This is a genomic window from Streptomyces sp. NBC_00443 (assembly GCF_036014175.1).
Classification (GTDB): domain Bacteria; phylum Actinomycetota; class Actinomycetes; order Streptomycetales; family Streptomycetaceae; genus Streptomyces.
Window position 1 is genome coordinate 5,842,549 of record NZ_CP107917.1, and the last position, 23,516, is coordinate 5,866,064.

Annotated in this window: 14 protein-coding genes; 1 reads left to right on the forward strand and 13 read right to left on the reverse strand. The window is 68.1% G+C overall.

The window, feature by feature from the left end:
• Positions 1 to 132: 132 nt before the first annotated feature.
• The gene (locus tag OHO27_RS26535) at positions 133 to 1,662 is read left to right on the forward strand and encodes a beta-N-acetylhexosaminidase (RefSeq protein ID WP_328430559.1); all 1,530 of its coding nucleotides are present in this window, start codon (positions 133 to 135) and stop codon (positions 1,660 to 1,662) included.
• 172 nt (positions 1,663 to 1,834) lie between these two features.
• Here the strand turns inward: OHO27_RS26535 and OHO27_RS26540 are convergent, their stop codons facing one another.
• The 13 genes from OHO27_RS26540 to OHO27_RS26600 all read right to left on the reverse strand — a co-directional run bounded on the left by OHO27_RS26540 (position 1,835) and on the right by OHO27_RS26600 (position 23,412).
• Entirely contained in the window at positions 1,835 to 3,607 is a 1,773-nt protein-coding gene (locus tag OHO27_RS26540; RefSeq protein WP_328427480.1) for an IucA/IucC family protein, read from the reverse strand.
• The gene (locus OHO27_RS26545) at positions 3,604 to 4,152 is read right to left on the reverse strand and encodes a GNAT family N-acetyltransferase (RefSeq protein WP_328427481.1); all 549 of its coding nucleotides are present in this window, start codon (positions 4,150 to 4,152) and stop codon (positions 3,604 to 3,606) included. Before OHO27_RS26545 ends, OHO27_RS26540 begins: the two co-directional genes overlap by 4 nt.
• Positions 4,149 to 5,426, reverse strand: coding sequence for a lysine N(6)-hydroxylase/L-ornithine N(5)-oxygenase family protein (locus OHO27_RS26550; RefSeq protein WP_328427482.1), 1,278 nt, complete (start codon positions 5,424 to 5,426; stop codon positions 4,149 to 4,151). Before OHO27_RS26550 ends, OHO27_RS26545 begins: the two co-directional genes overlap by 4 nt.
• Positions 5,410 to 6,852 (reverse strand): lysine decarboxylase DesA, encoded by a 1,443-nt coding sequence (desA, locus tag OHO27_RS26555; RefSeq protein ID WP_328427483.1) that lies wholly within the window; start codon positions 6,850 to 6,852, stop codon positions 5,410 to 5,412. The genes OHO27_RS26550 and desA overlap by 17 nt, the downstream gene beginning before the upstream one ends.
• Positions 6,853 to 6,991: 139 nt before the next feature.
• Positions 6,992 to 7,801 carry a siderophore-interacting protein gene (locus tag OHO27_RS26560; RefSeq protein ID WP_328427484.1) on the reverse strand — a complete coding sequence of 270 codons (810 nt, stop codon included), beginning with the start codon at positions 7,799 to 7,801 and terminating at the stop codon, positions 6,992 to 6,994.
• A gap of 115 nt (positions 7,802 to 7,916) precedes the next feature.
• Positions 7,917 to 8,963 (reverse strand): ABC transporter substrate-binding protein, encoded by a 1,047-nt coding sequence (locus OHO27_RS26565; RefSeq protein WP_328427485.1) that lies wholly within the window; start codon positions 8,961 to 8,963, stop codon positions 7,917 to 7,919.
• Positions 8,964 to 9,108: 145 nt separating this feature from the next.
• Complete coding sequence (locus OHO27_RS26570) at positions 9,109 to 9,450, reverse strand: DUF6188 family protein (protein ID WP_328427486.1); 342 nt, start codon at positions 9,448 to 9,450, stop codon at positions 9,109 to 9,111.
• Positions 9,451 to 9,565: 115 nt separating this feature from the next.
• Complete coding sequence (locus OHO27_RS26575; RefSeq protein WP_328427487.1) at positions 9,566 to 10,024, reverse strand: hypothetical protein; 459 nt, start codon at positions 10,022 to 10,024, stop codon at positions 9,566 to 9,568.
• A gap of 158 nt (positions 10,025 to 10,182) precedes the next feature.
• Positions 10,183 to 10,485 (reverse strand): hypothetical protein, encoded by a 303-nt coding sequence (locus tag OHO27_RS26580; RefSeq protein ID WP_328427488.1) that lies wholly within the window; start codon positions 10,483 to 10,485, stop codon positions 10,183 to 10,185.
• A 332-nt stretch (positions 10,486 to 10,817) separates the two neighbouring features.
• Positions 10,818 to 11,444, reverse strand: coding sequence for a hypothetical protein (locus OHO27_RS26585; RefSeq protein WP_328427489.1), 627 nt, complete (start codon positions 11,442 to 11,444; stop codon positions 10,818 to 10,820).
• A gap of 219 nt (positions 11,445 to 11,663) precedes the next feature.
• The gene (locus OHO27_RS26590) at positions 11,664 to 12,086 is read right to left on the reverse strand and encodes a hypothetical protein (RefSeq protein ID WP_328427490.1); all 423 of its coding nucleotides are present in this window, start codon (positions 12,084 to 12,086) and stop codon (positions 11,664 to 11,666) included.
• A gap of 12 nt (positions 12,087 to 12,098) precedes the next feature.
• Positions 12,099 to 19,010 (reverse strand): polymorphic toxin-type HINT domain-containing protein, encoded by a 6,912-nt coding sequence (locus OHO27_RS26595; protein WP_328427491.1) that lies wholly within the window; start codon positions 19,008 to 19,010, stop codon positions 12,099 to 12,101.
• Between the two features lie 187 nt (positions 19,011 to 19,197).
• Positions 19,198 to 23,412 carry a LamG-like jellyroll fold domain-containing protein gene (locus tag OHO27_RS26600; protein ID WP_328430560.1) on the reverse strand — a complete coding sequence of 1,405 codons (4,215 nt, stop codon included), beginning with the start codon at positions 23,410 to 23,412 and terminating at the stop codon, positions 19,198 to 19,200.
• Positions 23,413 to 23,516 lie beyond the last annotated feature (104 nt).

Sequence of the window (23,516 nt, forward strand, 5' to 3'; positions counted from 1 at the left end):
TTCCACCAGTCTCACGAGAGAGTGGTCCAGACCTCTTGGAGCTCAACGGCTCATGGAAGGGACGGTTTTGTGAGACACGGTTTGGTGAGACACAGGACACTGCGCCTTCTCGGTTCCCTGCTGCTGGTAGCGATGGGCGTCTCCGTCACCGGGGCCGCGCCCGCACCGGCCGCATCGTCCACCCCGCTCGACCGGCTGGTCCCCGCACCCGCCTCGGTCGCCCCGGGCGGATCGCCCTACAAGATCACCCGCGGCACCCATATACGCGTGGACGACTCCCGTGAGAGCCGCCGCATCGGCGAGTACCTCGCGTCCGTCCTGCGCCCCTCCACCGGCTACCGCCTCCCGGTCACCGCCCAGGGCAGTGGCGGTATCCGGCTGCGCCTGGCCAAGGGCTCGTTCGGCGCCGAGGGCTACCGTCTGGACAGCGGCCGGGGCGGCGTCACCATCACCGCCGCGGCACCCGCAGGCCTCTTCCACGGCGTGCAGACCCTGCGCCAACTGCTCCCGGCGGCCGTCGAGAAGGACTCCGTGCAGCCCGGCCCCTGGCTGGTCGCGGGCGGCACGGTCAAGGACACCCCCCGCTACCGCTGGCGCGGCGCCATGCTCGACGTCTCCCGGCACTTCTTCACCGTCGACCAGGTCAAGCGCTACATCGACCAGCTCGCCCTCTACAAGATCAACAAACTGCATCTGCACCTCAGCGACGACCAGGGCTGGCGCATCGCCATCGACTCCTGGCCGCGCCTGGCGACGTACGGCGGCTCGACCCAGGTCGGCGGCGGCCCCGGCGGCCACTACACCAAGGCCGACTACAAGGAGATCGTCCAGTACGCGTCCTCCCGCTACCTGGAGGTCGTCCCCGAGATCGACATGCCCGGCCACACCAACGCCGCCCTCGCCTCGTACGCCGAGCTGAACTGCGACGGCGTCGCGCCCCCCCTCTACACCGGCACCGAGGTCGGCTTCAGCTCGCTGTGCGTCGGCAAGGACATCACGTACGACTTCGTGGACGACGTGATCCGGGAGCTCGCCGCGCTCACGCCGGGCAAGTACCTGCACATCGGCGGGGACGAGGCGCACTCGACCAGCCACGAGGACTATGTGAAGTTCATGGACCGCGTGCAGCCGCTCGTCGCCAAGTACGGCAAGACGGTGGTGGGCTGGCATCAGCTGACCGGGGCGACTCCCTCGCGGGGGGCGTTGGCGCAGTACTGGGGGCTGGACGGTACGAGTGCCGAGGAGAAGGCGCAGGTCGCCCAGGCCGCGCAGAACGGGACGGGGATCGTGCTGTCCCCGGCCGACCGGATCTACCTCGACATGAAGTACACGGCGGACACTCCGCTCGGCCTGGACTGGGCCGGTCTGGTCGAGGTGAAGCGGTCGTACGACTGGGATCCGGCCGCGTACCTCCCGGGTGCCCCCGCTTCGGCAATCCGGGGGGTGGAGGCTCCGCTGTGGACGGAGACGATCACCAAGTCGGACGACATCGAGTACATGGCGTTCCCGAGGCTGGCGGGTGTGGCCGAGCTCGGGTGGTCGCCGGCTTCCACACACGACTGGGATGCCTACAAGGTGCGGCTTGCTGCGCAGGCTGAGCGGTGGGAGGCGTTGGGGATCGGGTTCTATCGGTCGCCGCAGGTGCCGTGGCCTTCGGCGTGAGGGTGGTTCTTCGTCTGCGGGGCGGTGGGGGCTGGTCGCGCCCCGCGGCGGAGCCGCAAATTGACACGGCCCCGCGCCCCTAAAAGATAGGGGCGCGCACGCCCGGGACGTATGGACGTGCACCCCGGGGGACCGTACCCCGGGGGTGCACGCCTGTCTTGTGGGGCCGTGGTTACAGCCCTGCGATGGGGTTCTTCAGGTTGCCGACCAGTTGGAGGGCGCCGGCCGGGTCTGCGAGGTCGACCATCTGCTTGTTGTTGCGCAGCTGGAGGCGGTTGAGGCAGGACAGCGCGAACTCGGGGGCGAACATGTCGTACTGCTTGAACTTGTCGGCGAGTTCGGGCACCGAGTGCTGGTAGTCCCGGGTGACCTCGGCGACCGTGCGCCAGAAGTCGTCCTCCTCCAGGATTCCCTCGGCCGCGAGGTTCGCGGCGAGGAAGCGGAAGAAGCAGTCGAAGACGTCCGTGAAGATGGACAGGAGCTTCTTGTCCTCGGGGACCTCCACGCGCAGTCGCTCGACCGTCGGCGGCAGCACCGCGTCCGGGTCCATGACCGCGATCTCCTCGGCGATGTCCTTGTAGATCGCGCGCTCGACGACGCCGTCCTTGAGGGCCAGGATGACGTTCTCGCCGTGCGGCATGTAGACGAGGTCGTAGGCGTAGAAGCTGTGCAGCAGCGGGGTGTAGTACGCCTTGAGGTAGCGGCGCAGCCACTCCACCGGCGTCAGCCCCGACTGCGCGATCAGCGCGCCCGCGAAGGACGCGCCCTCGTCGTCGACGTGGACGAGGGAGGCCATGGTGGCCAGCGACTCGCCCTCCTTGAGGGACGCGACGGGGCTCTCGCGCCACAGGGCCGCCAGCATCTTGCGGTACGGCGAGTAGCGGTCCGTGGCCGCCTCGTACTCCAGGTGCCGGTAGCCGACGGCGGCCCGCTCGCGGATGATCGACAGGCCGGTGTCGCGCAGTACCGGGTCGTTGTCGATGAGCTGGGCGAGCCAGTCGTTGATGGCCGGGGTCGCCTCCATGTACGCCGCCGAGAGGCCGCGCATGAAGCCCATGTTGATGACGGACAGGGCCGTCTTCACGTAGTGCTTCTCGGGGCTGGACCGGTTGAAGAAGGTCCGGATCGACTGCTGGGCCAGGTACTCGTCGTCGCCCTCGCCGACGCAGACGAGGTGCCCTCGGGCGACCTCGGCGGCGAAGGTGACAGTGAGCTTGTTCCACCACTGCCAGGGGTGGACGGGGATGAGGAGGTAGTCGGCGGGGTCGAGGTCCTGGTCGCGCAGGACGCCGTTGAAGCGCTCGACGGTCTCCTCGCCCAGCTCCTGCCGTACGAAGGACTCGTACTCGATGCCGACACCGGCCGTGAAGGCCGCCCGGTCGCGGTGCGCGGCCAGCCAGACCAGCCGGACGGGGCTCGCGGTCTCGGGGGCGTACGACAGGTACTCGTGGATGCCGAAGCCGAGACGCCCGTTGTTGGCGACGAAGCAGGGATGGCCCTCGGTCATGCCGGTCTCGATGGCCTGGAAGTCACTCTTCACCAGCTCGGCGACCGGGACCTGCGGCTTGGTGAGCTTGTAGCAGGTGCCCGAGAGGGTGGAGGATATCTCCTCCAGGTACACCGGCAGGACCTCGTCGCTCAGGCCCAGGGACTTCTGCAGCTCGATGAAGAAGTCCAGGGCGGCGAGCGGGAGTTCCGCGCCGTCCCGGTGGCGGGTGATCGAGTCGGCGTCGACCTGCCAGTGGTCGAGGGCCCGGATCACCGCCTTGAAGGTGTACCGCGTCAGACCGTCGTCGCTGCGGACGACGTACTCGCCGGCGCCGGTGGCCTCCGGCGTGATGAGCCGCTCGTGGGCGAACTCGGCGAGGCCCTTGCGGATCAGGAGGCGGTTGGCCCGCGCCCAGCGGTGGGGGGACAGGTGCGCTACGGCGTCGGACAGGGTCATACAGCTACTCCTCGGGCGGCCAGGAACTGTGCGCGCGTGCAGAAGCTCAGCAGCGCGCGCTTCTCCGGCTTGTCGATCTCACGTTCGGGCACGAAGCCGACGGCCTCGTTCAGCGCGTGCACGGCCTTGTTGCTCACGTCGGGCTCCACGACGACCCGGCGGGTGCGCGGGTCGGCGAACAGCTCTTCCATCACGGCGGTGATGACGGCCCTGGTGAAGCCGCTGATCGGGCGGTCGGTGGGGGCGACCAGGAAGTGCATGCCGACATCGCCGGGCTCGGGGTCGTACAGGCCGACCAGTTCGACGTACCGGGGGTCGTACTTCTCCATCAGGAAGGCCGGTTCGCCCCCGTGCAGGCCCAGGTACGCGTGGTGGTGCTCGTGCGCCGCGATGCGCATGTACTCGCGCTCGACGTCCTGGAGTTTCGCGTCCTGCATCATCCAGAAGGCCGCCTTGGGGTCGGTGACCCAGCGGTGCAGCAGCTCGGCGTCCTTCAGGGGGTCGAGCGGGCGGACGGTGAACGTGCCGATGTCTGTGGTGCTCATACGGAGAACTCCTGGAACGCGATCGTCTTCTCGACCGGGTAGTAATCGGTACCGAGCAGCTCGCGGATGATGTACGCGTTCCGGTACGGGCCCATGCCCAGGTCCGGGCTCGTGATGCTGTGCGTGTGGACACCGGCGTTCTGCAGGAAGACACCGCGGCCGGTGACGTCGACGGCGTAGTTGCGGGCGACGTCGAAGTTGCCCTGCGAGTCGTAGACCAGGCGGTCCTTGACGGGCGCGAGGAACTCCGGCTCGGCGTACTTGTAACCGGTGGCCAGCACCAGGCCCTGCGAGTCGAGGTCGAAGTCCTTGTGCTGCTCCTCCTGGCGGAAGGACAGCGTGTACGTGCCGTTCTCGTACGTCGCCCCGTTCAGCGAGGAGTTGGTGAGCAGTCGGGTGGGGACCGGGCCGCCGAGGTTCTTCTGGTAGAGCAGGTCGAAGATCTCGTTGATCAGGTCGCCGTCGATGCCCTTGAACAGGCCCTTCTGCTCGGCGGTGAGGCGGTAGCGGGTCGCCTCCGGCAGCTCGCGGAAGTAGTCGACGTACTCCGGCGACGTCATCTCCAGCGTGAGCTTGGTGTACTCCAGCGGGAAGAAGCGCGGGGAGCGGGTGACCCAGTTCAGCCGGTAGCCGTGGACGTCGATCTCGCTGAGCAGGTCGTAGTAGATCTCCGCCGCGGACTGCCCGGAGCCCACCAGCGTGATCGACTCCTTCTTCTGCAGCTCCGCCTTGTTCTGCAGATAGCGGGAGTTGTGGATGAAGTCGCCGCCCAGGCCCTGGCAGGCCTCGGGTATGAAGGGCGGGGTGCCGGTGCCGAGGACCAGGTGACGGGCGCGGTAGGTGTCACCGGCGCTCGTCGTCACGACGTACAGGTCGTCCTCGTACGTCACCTCGGCGACCGTCGTGCTGAAGCGGATGCTGCTCAGCTTGTTGGCCGCCCAGCGGCAGTAGTCGTCGTACTCGATCCGCAGCGGGTAGAAGTTCTCCCGGATGTAGAACGAGTACAGCCGGCCCTTCTCCTTCAGGTAGTTCAGGAAGGAGTACGGCGAGGTCGGGTCGGCCAGGGTGACCAGGTCCGACATGAACGGGGTCTGGAGGTGCGCGCCGTCCAGGAACATGCCCGCGTGCCACTCGAAGTCGGGCTTCGACTCCAGGAAGACGCCGTCGAGCTCGTCGATCGGCTCGGTCAGACAGGCGAGGCCGAGGTTGAACGGGCCGAGCCCGATCCCCACGAAGTCATGGGTTCTGGTCGGGTTTTCAGGACGCGCGGTCAAGGGACTCTCCCAGGTACTGCTCGGCGTGGCCGGCGATCAGGTCGAGGACGGCGGCGATGTCTTCGGTCGTCGTCTCGGGGTTGAGCAGGGTGAACTTCAGGTAGTGGCGGCCGCCCACCTTGGTGCCCGCGACCACCGCGTCGCCGGAGGCGAACAGCGCCTTGCGGGCGTACAGGTTGGCGCGGTCGATCTCGGCGGGGTCGGTGACGGCCGCGGGGATGTAGCGGTAGACCAGGGTGGACAGGGACGGCTCGACCACGACGTCGAAGCGCGGGTCGGCGGCCAGCAGTTTCCAGCCCTCCACCGCCAGGTCGCAGACCTCGTCGAAGAGCTGCCCGATGCCGTCGGCGCCCATCGTGCGCAGGGTCATCCACAGCTTGAGGGCGTCGAAACGGCGGGTCGTCTGCAGGGACTTGTCGACCTGGTTGGGGATGCGCTCGGTGACCATACGGCGCGGGTTGAGGTACTCCGCGTGGTAGGTGGCGTGGCGCAGCGTCGAGGCGTCGCGGACCAGCACGGCCGACGAACTCACCGGCTGGAAGAAGGACTTGTGGTAGTCGACGGTGACCGAGTCGGCGCGCTCGATGCCGTCGATACGGCCCCGGTACTTCACGGAGGCGAGGAGCCCGCAGCCGTAGGCGGCGTCGACGTGCATCCAGGTGCCGAACTGCTCGCACAGCTCGGCGATCTCGGGCAGCGGGTCGATGGAGCCGAAGTCGGTGGTGCCGGCAGTGGCGACGACGGCCATGGGGACCAGGCCGTCCTTCCTGCAGCGCTCCAGCTCATGGGCGAGCGCGACGGTCTGCATGCGCTTGTCGTGGTCGACGGGGATGGAGACCACGGCGTCCTGGCCGAGGCCCAGCAGTTTCGCCGACTTCTTCACGCTGAAGTGGCTGACCTCGGAGGCGAAGATACGCAGTTTGGCGAAGGAGTCGGTCTTCGCCTCCTCGCGGGCCAGCAGCAGCGCCTGGAGGTTGGACTGCGTGCCGCCGGAGGTGAAGACACCGTCGGCGTTCTCGCCGAGACCTATTCGGGCGGTCGTCCAGTCGATCAGCTTGCGCTCGATGAGGGTGCCGCCGGCCGACTGGTCCCAGGTGTCCAGGGAGGAGTTGACGGCGGAGAGGATCGCCTCGCCGAGCACGGCCGGTATGACGACCGGGCAGTTGAGGTGGGCGAGGTAGCGGGGGTGGTGGAAGTAGATCGCGTCCCGGAGGTAGACGTCCTCCAGCTCGTCGAGGACCGCGGCCGGGTCGAGCAGCGGCTGGTCGAGGTCGATCGCGTCGATGGTCGGGGCGAGGGCGTCGACGGTGACACCGGTGAACGGACGGTCGGTGGCGGCGAGTTTGGCTGCCACCCGCTCTATACCTTCGGTCACGGAGCGGCGGTACTGCTCCGCGGTCGTGTCATTGAGCAGGTGCGAGCGCATGGGGAGGTCCTCCGGTGGGGACGGGCCGTGTGGTGCGGGTGCGGGGGGTACGTGCGTGAGCTTAGGTTAGCCTAACCTAAGTACCGCGACCTCAGGGCAGCCTCGACCGTGACTGTGATCACGTGGCTCCCAGCGGTAACTACTCGGCGGCGCGCAGCTGTTCCTCGGTCAGCCCCTGGCGCCAGTAGCCGACGAACGTCACCCGGCGCCGGTCGATCCCGCGTTCACCGACGAAGTGCCGGCGCAACGCCTTCACACGGCCCGACTCACCGGCGATCCAGACGTACGGACGCTCGGCGGGCGGCAGTTCGGCGGCGCGGACGGCAACGAGGCCGTCGTCCTCGACCAGCCAGGTGATCTCAACGTCGGCCTCGGTCACCAGGTCCTGGATGTCCCCGGCGTCGTGCACCTCCAGCCACACCCGGGCGCGGGTGCCGGCGGGCAGGGTTTCGAGGATGGCGGAGACGGCGGGTACGGCCGTGTCGTCGCCCCAGATGACAACCAGGTCGGTGTCCTGCGGCGGCCGGAACCGGATCGCGCGGTTGTCGGCGATGGCGGGCCCGAGCAGCAGGACGCGGTCGCCGGCGGTGGCGCGGGAGGCCCAGTGCGAGGCGGGCCCGGCGGGGGTGTGCAGGACGAAGTCGATGTCGATCTCGTCGGGGTCCCGGCGGAGCGCGCGGAGCGTGTACGACCGCATCACGGCGCGGACGTCGTCCGGGAGTTCACGCCATCCCTGCCACCAGCCGTCGCCGAGTTCGAGGGGAACCTGGGGCTCGGTCTGGCCGGGGTGCGGCAGGAAGATCGACAGGCTCTGGTCACACCCGTCGGAGTGGAAGGCGTGCAGATCGGCCCCGGCGAAGGTGACCCGGACCAGGGACGGCCCGAGCCGCCGCGTCCGTACGACCTGGAGTGAGAAGAAGCGGAAGGGGGCGGCGACGGCGGTGGTCATGGGGGTAACTCCCGAATCGGCGTCAGGGGATCCGACCTGCTTTTAGGGGCGCGGGGAACTGCGCGACCAGTCACAACGGACCCGCAGTCGCCCCGCAACCTCAAGGGGCCCTTGTCTAGGCGACCTTCTTCGCCTTCTCGATGGCCTCGGCCAGGCTCGTCAGCAGCGGCGTGCACTTGTCGTAGGACAGGATCGGCTCGGGCGAGCGGGCGATGACCTGGCCGGCCTTCACCGCGGGCAGCTTCTTCCAGGTGGCCTCGGTGATGTCGGCCGGCTGGATCGTCGAGGAGCGGTCGTCCATCATGATGATGTCGGCCGGGTACTTGTCGACGTTCTCCCAGCTGAGGCTCTCGAACCAGCCGCCGCCCTCCTTCTTGGCGCTCTCCGGCGGCTCGACGAAGTTCACGCCGAGGGCCTTGAAGTACTCAAGGTCGATGGAGAGGTTGGTGCCGGAGACGTAGAAGATGTCCTGGCTCGCGGAACCGGCCATCACCTTGATCTCGGGGCGGGCCTTGGCGGCCTTGCGCAGACGCTCCGCGGCGGCCTCGAAGTTCTTCTTGGACTGGGCGGCCTTGTCGGCCTTCAGGTCCGCGCCGAGGGACTCCGCCAGCTCCCACATCTTCTGCAGCGGCTGGGTGATCTGCCGGTCGTAGACGGAGATCGCGGCGCTCGGGGCGAGCTTGGCGATCTTGTCCTTGGACGCTTCCGGGACGTACCAGAGGGTGCCCGCGCTGTCGAAGGTCGTGGAGATGAGGACCTCGGGGGCGAACGCCGCGTACTCCTCGACGTTGAACTGGTCCCAGACGTTGCCGAAGACGGTCAGCTTGCTGATGTCCATGTCGCCGGCCTGGACGTCGGCCTTGCCGTCCTGCGTCTTGGTGGGGCCGAAGACACCCTTGACCTCGACGCCGTAGTCGTGGAGGGCGGCCGCGACGCCGACGAAGGCCACGATCTTGGTGGGGACCTTGTCGAGCTTCACGGTGGTGCCGCGGTCGTCCTTGAACGCCCAGGGGCCGGACTTGGCAGCGGTCGTGGCCTCGTCCGAGCCACCGTTTTTCGCGTCGTCGTCCCCGCAGGCTGCGAGCACGGCACCGAGGCCGAGGGCGCCGCCCGCGGCGAGGATGCCGCGACGGGTGAGGTGGGTGGCTCTTGCGTTGGACATGGGTACGCTGCTTTCGAACAAGGCGGATCACCGGCCGGACAATTCGAAGGTAGGTTAGCCTAACCTGAGCTGATCTCCCAGGGGTGGGGGCCCTGTGATCGAAACTGTGCGGGGTCTGTGGCCTGCGCTGTGGTGGGTCCGGCCGTCAATTCCCTTGCAATTGGCGCCAGTTGGGTCCCTTGGCATCGTCTCCGCGGACGTTCAGATGGTGCCCGCTGTTGAATACTGCGCGCAGCCCGCCGGACTTGAACGCCACCGCCGACACCACGATGGAACCCACCAGTTTCTCCCACTGCTCGGCAGCGAGCGGCACCGCGCCGGGAGCCGCAGCCGGCCCAAGCGTCAGCTCCGCCGGCCCGTTGAACGTCAGCTCTGTGCCGCCGGCCAGGGTCACTACGCACTGTGAAGGATCCGAGGTCTGACGAACCGCTGTCACCTGCATGCCGCGCAGTGGCAGGGCCCACCGGTCGTCCTCCTGCTGGGTCACGTCGCCGCCGGGAGTTGAAAGTAGGTGTGCCGGGTCAACCGTGATGCCCAGGATCGGCCCCCTGCTTCGAGCACTACGGCGCAGGGGGCAGACGGAGGAGCGATGCCGGTCCGCGTCAGATGGTCTCCGGCGGGAACCCGTAGTGGGTACCACCGGTGACGAAAGCCCGCCAGGCTTCGATCTCTCCGGAGCAGTCGGGGAGCGCTTCGAGCCGGAAGCCCCGCTCCCAGCTCACGGTGAGCTCACCCGTCTCGCCGACGGTCACGCCGTCGACGGAGGGGCGGAGTTGTCCGAGCACTCGATTGAACGTGGTGGTCCGGGCGTCGTAGATCATGCGGAACTCGTCGAACGCGTCCGGTCCCGCGCCCTTCTGCGCATACCGCATGTCCGCGGACCCCAGGAGGATCCTCCCGTGCCGCACGATCCGGAACGGGCACTGCATATGGACCATGACGGTCTCGCCCTGGGGACCGTGGAACTCGACGACCCCCATGTCCACTGCTCTGCCGACGGAGCGGATGACGGTACCTGTCAGGATCCGGGTGATCTCGTCCAGCTGTGTCTCGGAAGCCATCGAACGCTCTCCTCCCTTCAGTCGGTCGATCTGACCGATCGAAGTCACCCGGCCTTGGAACGCGAACCACCAGCTCAGGAGCGTATCCCCGGCCATGCAGAGCAGACGCAAACCGGTCGGGCGCCGGAGCACAGTTCGCTCCGGCGCCCGACCAAGGCTCAGCTCGACATCAGCCGTTGCTGTGCCTTGTCTCTCACCTGATCCCAGTGATGCTCGGTCAGGGCCCGCAGGGCCGTGTCGGGAGCGCTCGGATTGCCCGCCACGGACGATGCGACCGCGTCGTGTTCGTCCTGCGCCAGTGCTCCCAGCACGTCTGCCGGTGTGTCCCGTCGGCCGGCCACCTTGTCACGGACCCGCCAGTCGGTGTCCTGGGCCAGTTGCTGGAGCACCTCCGGCGGAACCGTGCGGTTGAAGGCGACCAGAACCGCATGTCGGGGTGGTCGGCGACGATCTCCCGCCACACCTCGACGGGCGCCTCGTCCCGCTTCAGACGCTGGTAGTCACGACCGTCGCCGCTTTCCCGGAGCCGGATGAATTCTGCTGCGCTCTCGATCACTTCAGCACACCAACTTCAGGTTCTTGCAGGGAAGCGCGGGCGAAAGTGTGCGGAGTGGACGAGTCCGGCCTCGCCCGCCTTGGTGGGACGCCAGGCGGCCAGATGGGCGCAGGACGGCGTCGTCGGTCGGCAGATAGCCGCTGAGGCGGCCGTCGCGGCCGCGGATGAGTCAGCCGCCGTTCACCGGATCACCCCATGCGGGGCGGGCGATGTGTCGCGCGCCGCCCCTGCCCGAACTCAGCGTTGAGCTTTCTCCAGACGATCGACTTGCTTTTCGATGAGTCGACGCGGAAACGTCACATTCTTCCCGTATCCCGACTTATTAAATACAGCGACAGCACCTCCGGTTCGCACACATACGTACTCGCTGTTCGTGGTGATGCTCTCCGCTTCGTCAAAGGACTTCACCGAGGTGGCCTCATGGAAGACAACAGCCTCGTCCCCGATATTTGGAGCCTGCTCGACCCTGACATCAGCGGTGTATTCCCCCACATGACTCATGCCCGAGTACGAGTCGCACCTCTTCAACGATTCCCGGACTCGCTGGAATGCCTGCTCAGCCTCATCGACACCATAGTAGGCGAGAGTCGACCTCCCTCCCGAGATGTCTTTTTCCCAGTTGAAGACCTGAACCACAGAGGCAGATGCGCTGTCAGCGCGAATGAAATCAATTATCGTCCGACATGATGCCACAGAAACCGGCGGAAAAGTGCTCTCACTCTCTGACGCCGCGTCTCGCACCTCGACTCCCCTGTTCCCCGGCACCTCGCCCGCGGCAAGGGCCAGAGTTTTCAGGTCCTGCACATTCAGGGGCTTTTCCGCAGTTTCATCGGGAGGACTTGCCGCACTGACAGAGTTGGCCACATCAACCCCTTCTCCACCCGAGCATCCGGCCGCCGCAAGAATTGCGAGACCTGCCAAGAGGGCAACCGATGTCTTCCCGGACAAAAATCGGGGCACAATTTTCTCCACAATATATCGACTCGCTCGGGGCACTTGATTCCCACTTCTACCGGCCGTCGGCTCCCAGAAGCCCCGCCGACGATCCTGTCCTGTCGGCGGGGCTTCTGTTCACGAGCTCAGCTAGGTTCCGGCTCGGTCCAAGACATCCAAGTCACCTTCGAAGGAGACCGCCACGATCCACGCTCGATCCTCTGCGAGGAAGTAGTGATGCTCCGGCACCTCAAGAAGTGCAGCCGTAACCGAAGCGGCCTCGCTCTCGGTGAAGCGCACGCCGTAGGGGGAGAGTCCGTCTCCCACATGCTCGACTGCGGAGCCTGGCCCGATTCGCGCACAGATTTCCCTCAGTGCATTCTCCGCGAGCAGCTGCTCATCGTCGATTCTCCAATGCTGATGCCGTCCATCCGCACGACGCCAATCAATCTTCCCTCCCGCGAAAGGGAAATTGAGCTCCAGCCAGTCGAACACATCTGACGCGCTTGTCTTCTTCAGGGCAGCTAGAGGCGGCGCGGAAAATACCTCTTCTTCCCAGTAGTCACCGGACAAACCATTCCTCCATCAACTGCATCCGTGCAGACCTTGAAGCTTCGTCACGGTCGCCTCACTGGCATTGAACTGGAAGTGCGGGCCTTTTTCCTTGCCTGACCACACGTTGATGTGGGCCCCACTTCGTTCATCGAATTCGATCCGGAATCCCGCCTTGCCGTTGGCCGTCTGCATGCCGACCGGCTTGCCCTTGATCGTCCCGAACTTGCCCAGCGTCACTCTTTCGGCTTTGAATCCGCGAGAACTCAGCCATTCCAGAGCCTGATTACGGGCCTGGTTGAAGTCATCGGTGGCAGGCCCGCCGCCGTCATTGTGCACCAGTACTGGCGTAGCCCCGGCCAGCACATAGTACGTGTGGACATCATCGATCGTGAGATCGTGTGTTCGCTGCCGCTTCTGGAACGGACGCGTGCTCTCGACCCGAACCGTGCTGCCGTCGACGGCACGCAGGGTCACTCCAGGTCGCAGTTCCCCGGCATCCACCCAGGCACCCTCGGACGGTGACCAGAAGGGGTGCGTCGTGGTGGATGTCAGCGAGGCCGTCGTCCGGCCCTGTTCCTGCGTGACCGTGAGTTCGACGAAGTCCTTGTCGTCCTCGGTCACGATGGTGGCGACGACCTTCCGCGTAGCGGTCTCACCGGTCGACGGATCGGTGACAACTATCTGGTCACCGATGCGCACTTCTTCGATGGGCTTGGTCGAACCGTCCGCCATCAGTACAAGGGTGCCCGGGGTGAAGCTGTGGGGCACCAGACACTGGGGGATGGAATCCCCCTTCTTGATCCCGGACTTGATGCTCTTGAAGACGACCTTCGCGGCCTTGCCGATACCGCCTGTGAGGACTGCGATTCCCACGTCGATCGCCGCCGCCTTGCAGGCGCTGCCGGATCCCTTGGCGCATCCGATGTAGTCGTCGACGCCCAGGACCTCGAGAATTCCGGGACCGTTCTGGTCACCGAACCACCCGAGCTTCCCGACCGCCGTGCAGAAGTCGGAGCCTGCCACGTCCAGGCCGCTGCACTGCGACCTGGCCCAGTTCTGCAGGTTGTGCTGGTAGTCCAGTCGCTCGTGGTAGTAGGGGAAGGTCTCGGCGAGTTCCGCCTGGGTCGGGATGTAGGTGCCCTGGATGGTGATCGAGTCGCCCGTGGGCTGGATGACGATCGGCTTCTTGCCGTAGGTGCCGTTCCGCCTGGCCTGCTGGGCCATCTTGGACGCGGTCTCGTTGCAGGATTGATTGTTCCCCGGGCAGTTGTTGGAGGTGCCGTTGATGACGCCGTCGGTGTCGCCTTCGACGCCCGCGCAGATGCCGTCCGCGCCGCCGCCGGGCGCACCGTGGATGCACCCCATACCGCTCGGATCGCTGAACGTGAGCGGGTTGTTGTTGCTGTACGCGTACGCGTTGAGCGCTTGCGGGTCGCTCGGGGTGAGGAGTGGGTCGACCGAGATGAACCGGCCGGTCGCCGGGTCGTACTCACGTGCACCGATGTGCTGCAGCCCCGTGGACTCGGAGTCGTCCGTCCCACCGATGAATCCGGCAGTGCCCGGCCAGTTGCTGGGCCTCGTGCCGCGGAGGTCGCCGAACGGCAGCGTGCGACGCTGGGTCAGCTGCTGGTCCGCCGCCTCGATCGCCAGCTGGCCCGAGCCCTGGTGGTCGGCGATGGTGAAGGCGACCGAGCCGTCGTCGTCGATCACCGCCTGGTGACCGTCACCCAGGTCGAGGGTCCGGGTGGCCTTAGGGGTGGTGCCGCCCTTGGCCACGGTGATCTGCGTGGCGCCCAGGTAGAGCGTGGACTCCGTCGGAGTCCGCGCGATGAGGCGATTGCCTTCGGTGTCGTAGACGTACTCGGTGACCTCGTCCGGCTTGCCCTCGACCGGCTTGGTCACCTTGGTCAGATGGCCTTCCGCGTCCCAGTCGAGCGTATGGGACGTTCCCGCCAGGGTGCGCCGGTCAGTGTTGCCGACCGCGTCATAGCCGTAGGAGTCCTGCGCGGTGCCCGTAGGACCGGTCTGGGTCACGGAGTCCACGGCGTGCGGACGCGGCGCGCCCGGCTCCGGGTAGGCGTAGGTGCGCACGGTGTTCTTGGCCGCGTCACCGGTGACGTCGTGCAGGGTCTCGGTCTTCCGGTTGCCCACCTTGTCGTACGTGTACGAGTGCCAGTACGGCGCGGGACCGCCCACCGTCTGACCGCTCGGTGCCGCGGCACAGGTGGTGGTGGCCTGGGTCCAGGCCGTGGTCATCCGGCGCAGGTGGTCGTAGTCGAAGCACTGTGTGTCGGTGCCGGAGCGGGAGACGTCCGAGAGGGACAGGACGTTGCCCGCCTGGTCGTAGCGGTATGTGTTGTGACGGTCGACGCCCGCCACGTTCTCGCGGTCCACCCGGGAGGTGGCCAGACGCTGGGTGCCCCATTCGTAGGTGTTGGTCGCCCAGACCTTCTTGCCGCCGTTGTTGGAAAGCTCGTACTGCAGCGGCTTGCCCGTGAGGCTGTGGCTGACGGTGGCGTCCAGACCCTGGCTGCCGCTGAGCGCGATCGGCCGGTAGGTCTGGTCCTCATAGGTGAACGCCACCGTGGTGGCGGACAGTGCGCCCGCGGCCGGGAACCCGGTCGAGCGCACGGAACCGTCCACGTTGTAGGCGGTGGCCGACAGGTACGTGCCGGCGAGCGCTCCTTCGCTCGCGGGGATCGTCATGGTGGAGCGCAGCACGCGGTACAGCCGGTCGTAGGCGACAACCTTGCTGGTGTACGCGTTGCCTCCGACAAAGCGAGTGGACTCGGCCAGGTGGCCCTTCGCACCGCTGATGGTGTCGTAGACCCACTTGGCACGCAGGGTTCCGGTGGCGCTGTCCTCCCGCAGTTCGGTCTGTCGGCCGAGCCCGTCGTAGACGTGGTAGAGGTCCGTGTCGCTGTCGTCCGAGGCGGAGATGAGCTGACCGCGGTCGTCGTAGGTGCTGGAGCTCGGTCCCTTGTCCGGGTCGGTCGTGTCGGTGAGACGGCCGAGCAGGTCGTAGGTGTAGGTCCAGCTGTTTCCGGCCGGGTCGGTCAGCTTCTCCAGCTCGCCGCGCTTGGTGTAGGCGTAGCGGGTGGTGTCGTACGCGGCTTCCGCGGCCCGCGTGTGGTGCTGGCGCAGTTCGGTCGTCTGACCTCGGGCGTCGGTGACCGTGGTGGTCGCCGTGCCGCCCACCGGCGGGATGACCGTGGTGCGGTCGCCGCCGTAGATGGTGCGGGTGGTGCCGAGCACCGTGCCGCCGTCGCCGTTGCCCGCTATCTGCTCGGTCACTGTCGGGCGGCCCATGCCGTCGTAGGCGGTGCGGGTCTGGGTCTCGACCGAGAGCGCGTCCTCGGGCTTGGACAGGGTCCGGGAGGGCGCGCCTGTGGCGTAGTAGGGCGCGAAGGCCTTGGTGGCCAGACCACGTTCGTCGTAGAAGACGTCCGAGAGCAGCCGTCCGCCGTCGGGCCCCGGAGCCTGGTTCTGACGCTCCCTCAGGAAACCGTCGTAGAGGACGTACGAGGCGACCTGGCTGCCGCCGGCGCCGAGCCCTTTGGTGACGACCGAGACCGGCTGGCCGTCGGTGACCAGGTAGTCGAACTCGTAGCTGGGCGTCAGCGTGGTCTGCCGGTCGGCCAGCCACACCTTCGAGGACCGGCCGAGGGCGTCGTAGGTGAAGGTCGTGACCTTGCCGTTGGCGTCGGTCTGGGTCAGCGGCAGCCCGCGGCGCAGGTCGTGGGTGGCGGAGCTGACCAGGGCGGTGGTCGCGTCCCCCGCCTTCGCCGGCGGCGTCGTCGTGGTCGTCTTCGTGACGAACCCGGTCGCCGGGGTGCGGGCCGTGGTGGTGGTACGGCCGTCCGTGCGGGCGGTGCGGACCGGTGCGGCCGTGCCCGTGACCGTGACGTTCGCGGTCAGGTCGGTGCTGGTGAGGACCCGGCCGTAGGAGTCGAAGGTCGCCCCGGACTCCAGGTAGGTGGCCGTGGTGCCGTCGTGCTTCTTCAGCAGGGCCGTGGCCGTGACGTTGCCCTTGGTCGGGGCCGCGCCGTAGGCACCGCCGTCGTAGGCGGACCGGACGTCGGAGATGACGTCCTTGGAGCGGTCGACGGGGTCGGCGCAGGACTTCGCGACGGTCTCGACCCGCGCGGGCAGGTTCAGGACGTTGTCGGTGCTGTTGGTGGCGTAGGTGGTGCGGGTACAGCGGTTGTCCGCCGCCGTGGTGTTGTCGCCGAAGTCGTCGACCTGGGTGACGCGTCCGGCCACGGTGTCGTACGAGGTGGCGGTGGAGGCGGTCCGCCAGGACGTGCCCGCACCGTCGTCCAGGGACGTCCATGACTTGGTGTGGGCGATGCCGGTGAAGTTGGCGGTGACGGTGCCCCAGGTGCGGGTCTTCTTCGCGGTCTGGTGGTACCAGGGGCGGTTCACGGTCTTGGTGAGGACCTTGCCGCCGTTGCCGGAGTAGCCGACCGCCTTGTAGGCGGTGCCGGCCAGCGCCTCGTGGTCGGTGATGGGGTCGCCCTCGCCTTCGCCGAGGGTGACGCTGACGTTCTTAGTGCCGCCGGTGGGGGACTCGCGGTCGCCGTCCATGCCGCGCAGGAAGTACGTGTCGGACTGCGACTTCATGGCCGAGTCGCCGCCCTGGCCGCCGGTCTTGACGCGCACGTGGCCGTAGCCGCGCCACTGGGACCAGGTCTTGAACTTCTCTTTGGTCAGGCCGTCGTCATCGGAGTAGTGCCAGGCGGCCGGGCCCATGTACTCGTATCTGGTGAGCTGGTCGGGGGCGCCGCCGGTGCGGTCGGTCGCGGTGACCGACGTGACGACGTACTTGTTGAACCAGTGCCGCTCGGGGTCCTCCGTGGAACTGCCGCCGATGTGCTGCGGGAAGCAGCGCGTGGTGTTGGTCTGCGGAGTGGGCAGCGCGTCGAAGTCGCAGGCCGGCGCAGAGTAGTTGACGTCGATCTGGCCGCCGTACTCGTCGGCGATCGTCGACAGGCGCGCCTTGATGAACGGTGCGAAGCCGTCACCGGTCCGATCGAGCCGGTTCGCCAGATCGGTGTAGGTGAAGGTGGTCTTCGGCAGCGTGATCGCGGGCGTGGCGCTGTGGCCGGTGTGCTGGACCGAGTCGAGCAGCAGCTGGTAGTCGATGTCCGCCGTGCCCCAGCGGTGGGTCAGCTTCCAGGAGTCGACGTTCTGATAGGCGCCGGCGGCGTCGATGACCTGCGTGGTCACGCCGGTCAGGCGCTTGCGCGTCCAGAACGTGGGCGAGAGCCGGCCGTCGTCGCAGTCCTTGCCCTCGTCGCAGTTGAGGTCCCAGGGAGTGTCGTACCAGTAGGCGGAGTCGCTGGTGATGGACGAGCAGGTCGTCTGGCTGTTCGGCAGGCAGCGCTCGGCGTTGGTGAAGGTGACCTTCGCGAGCGCCGGCGTGGTGTACACCGACGACTGCTTCAGGCCGTACTGGATCTCGTCGAGATGACCGCCGCGGACGTAGCGAGTGTCGTCGGAGGCCTTCAGGTTGCGGCCGTAGGAGTTCTTCTCCTGCGTGTAGTAGTACGCGATGGCGTTGTCACGCGGGTCGACGACGTAGTCCAGGTTCCAGCGCCAGGCCTGCTGGCACCAGGAGTCGGCGAAGGAGCTCGCATGGCACTTCTCGTCCGTGTCGTCGCCGAAGACCGGGGTGGTCCAAGTGGAGTTGGTGGTCTTCTTGCCGTCTGCCCAGCCGGGCAGCCGGTGGTAGCCGAAGTAGTAGCGCACCCCGTCGGGGTCGGTGAGCCGCCAGTACTCGCCGTTGTCGTCACCGTTGGCGCGGTCGGCGGAGGCCAGCCGCTTGATGCGGGTGCCGTCGTCCTGGCGGAGCTTGAACTCGTCGTCGGCGCCGGTGGGTACGAGCTCGCCGCCCTTGCCGTTGAAGCTGATGAAGGCGTTGTCGTAGCCCCAGCACAGGTCGCCGGGCTTCATGCCGTCGCTGTTCTCGACCCCGTCGTCGGCGCACGGCTTGTAACGGCGCTCGATGTAGCCCGGCCACAGGTCGAAGCCGCCGCCCACCCAGGAGGACTGGTTGTTGGTCTCGCTGGTGCGGCCGTCGACCGAGCCGGAGGAGTAGCCGAGTCCGATGCTCGGCTTCAGCCCGCCCGGCACCTCGGGGACGCCCATGTCGTAGGACCAGGCGAAGTCACCGGTGTTGAGGTTGGTCTGCCAGGTCGCGGACGGGGCGAGGGTGGTCGCCTTGTAGTCACCGGTGGCCGCGGTGTCGTCCGCCACCGCGGCGAGCACGGTCGGCTGCGCGGAGCTGAGCCGCACGGACGGGGCGGTGAGCGCACCGCCCTCCGTGTCGTTCACGGTCTCGACCGGCTTCTGGGTGCGGCACTTGGCCCGCTCCGGCGTCTTCAGGACACAGGCGGGCAGCTGGACCAGGGTGAGCCGGGCGCCGTAGCCACCGCCGTAGGCCTGCGCGAGGTCGCGGTAGTCGATACGCACCTGGGCGGCGCCGTCGGTGAAGTCCGTGCGCTCGGGGGCGAGCGTCACGAGCAGCCCGTCGATCGCGGCCTTCCGGGTCTGCCCCCGCCCGGCCAGCTCGACCCGCACCGCACCGGCTGCGCCCCGCGCCTTGGCGGTACCGACGGAGACCGGCAGCTTCCCGGCCTTCACCGGAGCCTGAGCGGCGCCCTTCGCGCTCGCCGAACCCTTCGCCCCCGCCGCGCCCTTCGCGGCCGCCGGGGCCCCGGTGAGAGTCACCCGGCCCGAACCCGCCCCGGGCCAGTGGGCCTTGGGCGCGGTCCGCGGGGTGCGCGGGCCACGCTCCACCGTGCGGGGCTTCACCTTCTTGACCGCGACACTGGCCACGGGCCGCTCCGCCTTCGGCAGGGCCGGCCGGCCCCGTCCGTCGTCCGCCACGGCTCCCGCGTTCGCGGGTGCGGTGATGCCCTGGAGCACCGTGGCGATCATGACTATTCCGGAAGCCAGTGCGGTCTTCCGTCTCCATCGGGCCGCACGGCCCGATCGTCCCGTATCCCTCATCGTTCCCCTTGATGTGTGACAGCTCGTGTGAAGCCGGTGGCGGCCCGGGCCGGACCCGGGCGGCGGCGCGGGGCCGGCCCGTGCGCACAGGGCGACGGGCCGGCACCGCTTCCGGTCAGTCCGTGCCGGGTACCTCGGTGGCGACGCCCGGCATGCCCAGCGACAGATGGGCGATCTGCGAGTCGCTCAGCGCGCCCTGGAAGGCCCACACGTCGTCGATGGCGCCGGGCCAGTACTCGCCCCACGCGCCGGCCGTCCTGGCCCGGCCGATCTGCAGTCCGCCCGAGGCCTTGTACGACAGGACGTTCTCGGACCACGACAGCCGGTCCGCGCAGGTGGTGTCGTCGGACACGCCGTCACCGTCGGCGTCCGCGCAGGCGACCTCCTCCAGCTGCCCGTTCACATAGAGCCGGGCCTCCTTGGCGAAGCCGTCGTACACGAGCGTCAGATGATTCCAGTCCCGTGCGTCGTAGAACTGCTGGTTCTCGGTGCGTACGACGGTGGCGTCCGCCGCGTCGGAGTCCGGCATCGAGATCTGCCAGCGCCCGGCACCCGCCTGGCCCGCGGCGGCCGGGACGTGCCGGACCGCGAAGGCGCTGTTGGAGGCGCCCGGTGCGCTCAGGACGGCCGCGCCGGCGGTCGGTTCGGCGGCGGACTGGGCCCAGCCCATCACCGTGAAGCTGGTGCTCGTGTCGACGGGCGACGTGGCGGTGGCCGCGTAGTCGTCGACACCGTCCAGTTCCAGGGCGCCGTTGTCGACCCAGCCGAACCCTGTCTTCGCGCCGCCGCCCAGGGTCAGCGCCCTGTTCTCGGCGGCGTCCGGGCTGGTGGCCGGGGTGGAGGTGGTCGCCTCGTCCAGCAGCCAGCGGCCCTTGACCAGCGGCCGCTGCCGGAACATCTGCCGGACCTCGTCGGCGGAGATGGGCCGGTCGAACAGGCTCACCTCGTCGATCTGGCCCGCGAAGAACGATCCGGGTGCGCCGTCGTAGGATCCGGCGCCGATCTGCACCGCGCCGCCCGCGTACCAGCCGGCCTGCAGATCGGTCTCGCCCGCCTTGACGCCGTTGACGTACAGGGTGAGCTTGTTCGCGACGGTGTCGTGCACGCCCATCAGGTGGGTCCAGGTGTCGCCGAAGGCGGTCTGCCCGTCGGCCTGCATCGCCCGGATCGGGGTGGCGGTCGAGGTGTCCGACGAGTACTGGTTGACCGCCCACCGGTCGTACGTCTTGGAGTAGTACAGCTCCAGGCCCGGCCGGTGAGTGCCCGCCTGGGCCACGACGACCGCGGCGTGATCGGGCTTCGTCTTGGGCAGCTTGGCCCAGGCGGAGACCGCGAAGCTGCGCTGGTTGTTCAGCAGCGGCCGCCCCGTGGAGGCGTAGTCGTCGTTCCCGTCGAGGGTCAGGGCCTTGCCCGCGATGCCGGGCTGCCCCGGCGTGACGCCTCCGGAGAACGTCGCGGACGCGACCTCCGCGGCACCGGTCAGGACGGTCGTGGCGTTGCCCGCGCTGTCCGTGGCCTGCTCGTCCAGCGGGAACACCGCCCGTGCGCTGCGGCCCGAGATGAGCGAGTCCTTGCCGTAGAGTCGGGTCACCTCGCCGGACGACACCGGCTTGTCGAAGATCTGCAACTCGTCGATCGCGCCGGGGAAGAACGACCCCGGCTGGCCGCTGTAGGAGCCGGCGCCGATCTGGAGCCCGCGCCGCGCGTCCCAGGGCGAGTCGTACGTCGTGGTCCCGGCCAGCTGTCCGTTGACGTACAGGTTCATCTCGTCGCTGGTTGCGCTGTAGGAGCCCACCAGGTGGGTCCATTCACTGGCCTTGACGCCGCCCGGCGCCGCCTGCATGGCCCGTACGATGCCCGCGCCCGCGGTGTCGGACGTGTACTGGTTGAACGCCCACCGGTCGTACGTCTTCGAGTAGTACAGCTCGAACCCCGGGGAGTGATTGCCGGGCTGCGCCGCGATGACCGCCGCGTGGTCCGGCACCGCCGACAGCTTCGCCCATGCCGAGACCGCGAAGCCGGTCGAGGTGTCCACCGTGGGGATGTCGGTGACCGCGTGGTCGTCGACGCCGTCGAACGACGCCGCGCTCCCCTTGGCCCCGGCCACGCCGAGGGTGACACCGCCGCGCAGTTCGGCGGTGCGCTCCGGCGCCGAGCCCTTGGCCGCGCTCGCCCCGGCGCCCTCGTCCAACTGCCAGGTCGCCCGCTCGGGCTGGCCGGCCTTGACCCGGAACTGGTAGGTACGGATCTCGCTGTCGTTCCCCGCCGAGTCGAACGCCTGCGCGGTGATGAAGTTGAGCCCGGCCTTGGCGGGCAGCACGGCGGCCGTCTTCAGCGCACCGGAGGACGTGGTCAGAGTGTTCTTCGAGGTCGGGTCGCCGTTGATGCCGAACCAGTACTTCGTCACGTCGGTCTCGGCCGCGTCGATGTCGAAGAAGCCGTACTTGCCGACGCCGTCGTACCACGGGTCCTCGGGGTTCTCCGGGTCGGAGGCCGGGTACTCACCGGACTTGATCGTCGGGGCCTTGGGCACCTTGGTGTCGTAGACGAAGTAGCAGCCCGTGGGGTCACCGGTGTACGACCACGGCGAGTACTGGCCACCGTCGTAGGACCGCGCGTACCAGTGGACCGTCTTGTTCGCGGTGACCGAGGGCAGCGTGATGGAGAAGTCCGAGCCGGACTTCTTGTACGAGGTCAGCGCCGGCTTCCACCGGGCGATGAGGCCCTTGCCGTCACCCGAGTCCCACATGGCCTGGAACTGGACGGCGACGTTGTCCCCGTCCGGGTCGGTGATGTTGTTCGCGTAGATCTTGCCCAGTGTGCGCACACGGGCGGGAGCGGAGGGCTTCTTGCAGGTGCCGCCGTACTCCATCGTCAGCTGCGACATCTTGATCTGGGACGGCGGGCGGTTGTACTTGACCCGGAGGAACGCGTCGTCCGAGAAGCGCTTCCAGGCGTACTCGTCCGTCTCGCTGGACGCCCGCAGACCGAAGTTCATCGCCGGCCACTTGCCGTTGGCGGCCTGCTGGACGGCGGAGCGCACGTCGAACTCAGCGTCCTTGGCCGCGCAGCCGTCGTAGCCGTAGGCGAAGCTCTCCGTCTTCAGGTGGTCGTTCCAGAAGCTCGACTTGTCCTGGGAGTTCCAGGTGGTCGACGAGCTGATGTCATCGGTGAGCCACAGCTGCACCCCGCGGTCCGAGCACGACGCCGACCAGGTGTTGCGCACCACGAACTCGGCCGACAGGATGCTCCGTCCCGCGAACTTGGAGACCGGAATGCGGTAGAAGACCCGCTTGGTGTCGTACGGCTGGCAGTAGTGCCAGCCGCAGTACCCCATGCCGGCGGTGGACTCGCCGTTGAACTTCCACTGCGGCGACGACGCCCAGTACTTGGACACCATCGTCCAGGCGGTCGCCTTGGGCGAGTACCACTGTGGGTCGATGAAGACGGGGTACTGCGTGTCCGGGCCCTTCAGGACGCCCTCGTCCGGCGTGAGCACCAGTTCGCGGCCGGTGGCGGGAAGTTCCACACCGACGGGCGCGAGCTTGCCGGACTCGCCGGCACCGGGCTCGCCCTCCTGGGCGGCTGCCTTGGCGCCGGAGGACAGGGCCGACACGCTCTTCCTGGCGGCGGCCGTGCTCTGGCCGGGGCTGGAGTCCCACATGACCGGCTTGGGCGCCTCGAACACCGCGCCTCCGGCGCCCTCGTCGACCGCTTCCAGGCCGCCGGACGCCGTCTCGCGTACGTCAAGACCCTGGGCGGACAGCTTCAGCCGCAGCTCGGCGAGGGCCGGACTGGCCGCCGCCTCGGCCGACTTGACCACGAGCAGCTGGGTGAAGCCGTCCTCCTGCGCGCCCATCCGCAGATCCACGTCCGGCAGGACGTTGCGGTAGGTCGCGGTCTCCGCGTCGAGTTCCGGCGCCGGAAGAGGCGTCGGCCAGGTCAGGGCGAGTTCACGTCCGGCGCGCTCCATGCGCACCAGCGGTTTGTTCCCGCCGCCGGAGAACTCCAGCCGGACCGTGGTGGCCCCGGGCGCGACCATCCCATCGGCGATCTTCGCCAGGCCGGTGTCGATCGGCTTCCAGGCGCCGTCGATCCGGGCGCGTACGGGACGCAGGTGCTCCCGCGCCTCCAGCTTGCCGTCCGGTGTCGCGTACACCTCGCTGCTCTCGCCGCGCAGCGACACGATCTCCACGTTCGTACCGGTCCGCTCGGCCTTCGCGAGCGCCTCGGCCTCTGTCAACGTGTCCGCGCCCGTGGCCTGTTCGGCCGCCGCCGGCGGGGCCGTGGCCGGTGCGGCCCCCGCCGTCGGCGGCAGACCGCCGACCATGCCGACACTCAGCGCCACGGACAGCGCCCCGCCCGCGATCCGTCTTCGCGGCTTGCCCGTTGTGTTCACATCCCCGCCCGTCAAATGAAGATCCAATGAAAATC

What these genes read in the sequence shown, in the direction of transcription:
- OHO27_RS26535 (WP_328430559.1), top strand. Translation starts at nt 133, where the DNA reads ATGGGCGTCTCCGTCACCGGGGCCGCGCCCGCACCGGCCGCATCGTCC.
- OHO27_RS26540 (WP_328427480.1), bottom strand. Translation starts at nt 3,607, where the DNA reads ATGACCCTGTCCGACGCCGTAGCGCACCTGTCCCCCCACCGCTGGGCG.
- OHO27_RS26545 (WP_328427481.1), bottom strand. Translation starts at nt 4,152, where the DNA reads ATGAGCACCACAGACATCGGCACGTTCACCGTCCGCCCGCTCGACCCC.
- desA (WP_328427483.1), bottom strand. Translation starts at nt 6,852, where the DNA reads ATGCGCTCGCACCTGCTCAATGACACGACCGCGGAGCAGTACCGCCGC.
- OHO27_RS26560 (WP_328427484.1), bottom strand. Translation starts at nt 7,801, where the DNA reads ATGACCACCGCCGTCGCCGCCCCCTTCCGCTTCTTCTCACTCCAGGTC.
- OHO27_RS26565 (WP_328427485.1), bottom strand. Translation starts at nt 8,963, where the DNA reads ATGTCCAACGCAAGAGCCACCCACCTCACCCGTCGCGGCATCCTCGCC.
- OHO27_RS26575 (WP_328427487.1), bottom strand. Translation starts at nt 10,024, where the DNA reads ATGGCTTCCGAGACACAGCTGGACGAGATCACCCGGATCCTGACAGGT.
- OHO27_RS26595 (WP_328427491.1), bottom strand. Translation starts at nt 19,010, where the DNA reads ATGATCGCCACGGTGCTCCAGGGCATCACCGCACCCGCGAACGCGGGA.
- OHO27_RS26600 (WP_328430560.1), bottom strand. Translation starts at nt 23,412, where the DNA reads ATGGTCGGCGGTCTGCCGCCGACGGCGGGGGCCGCACCGGCCACGGCC.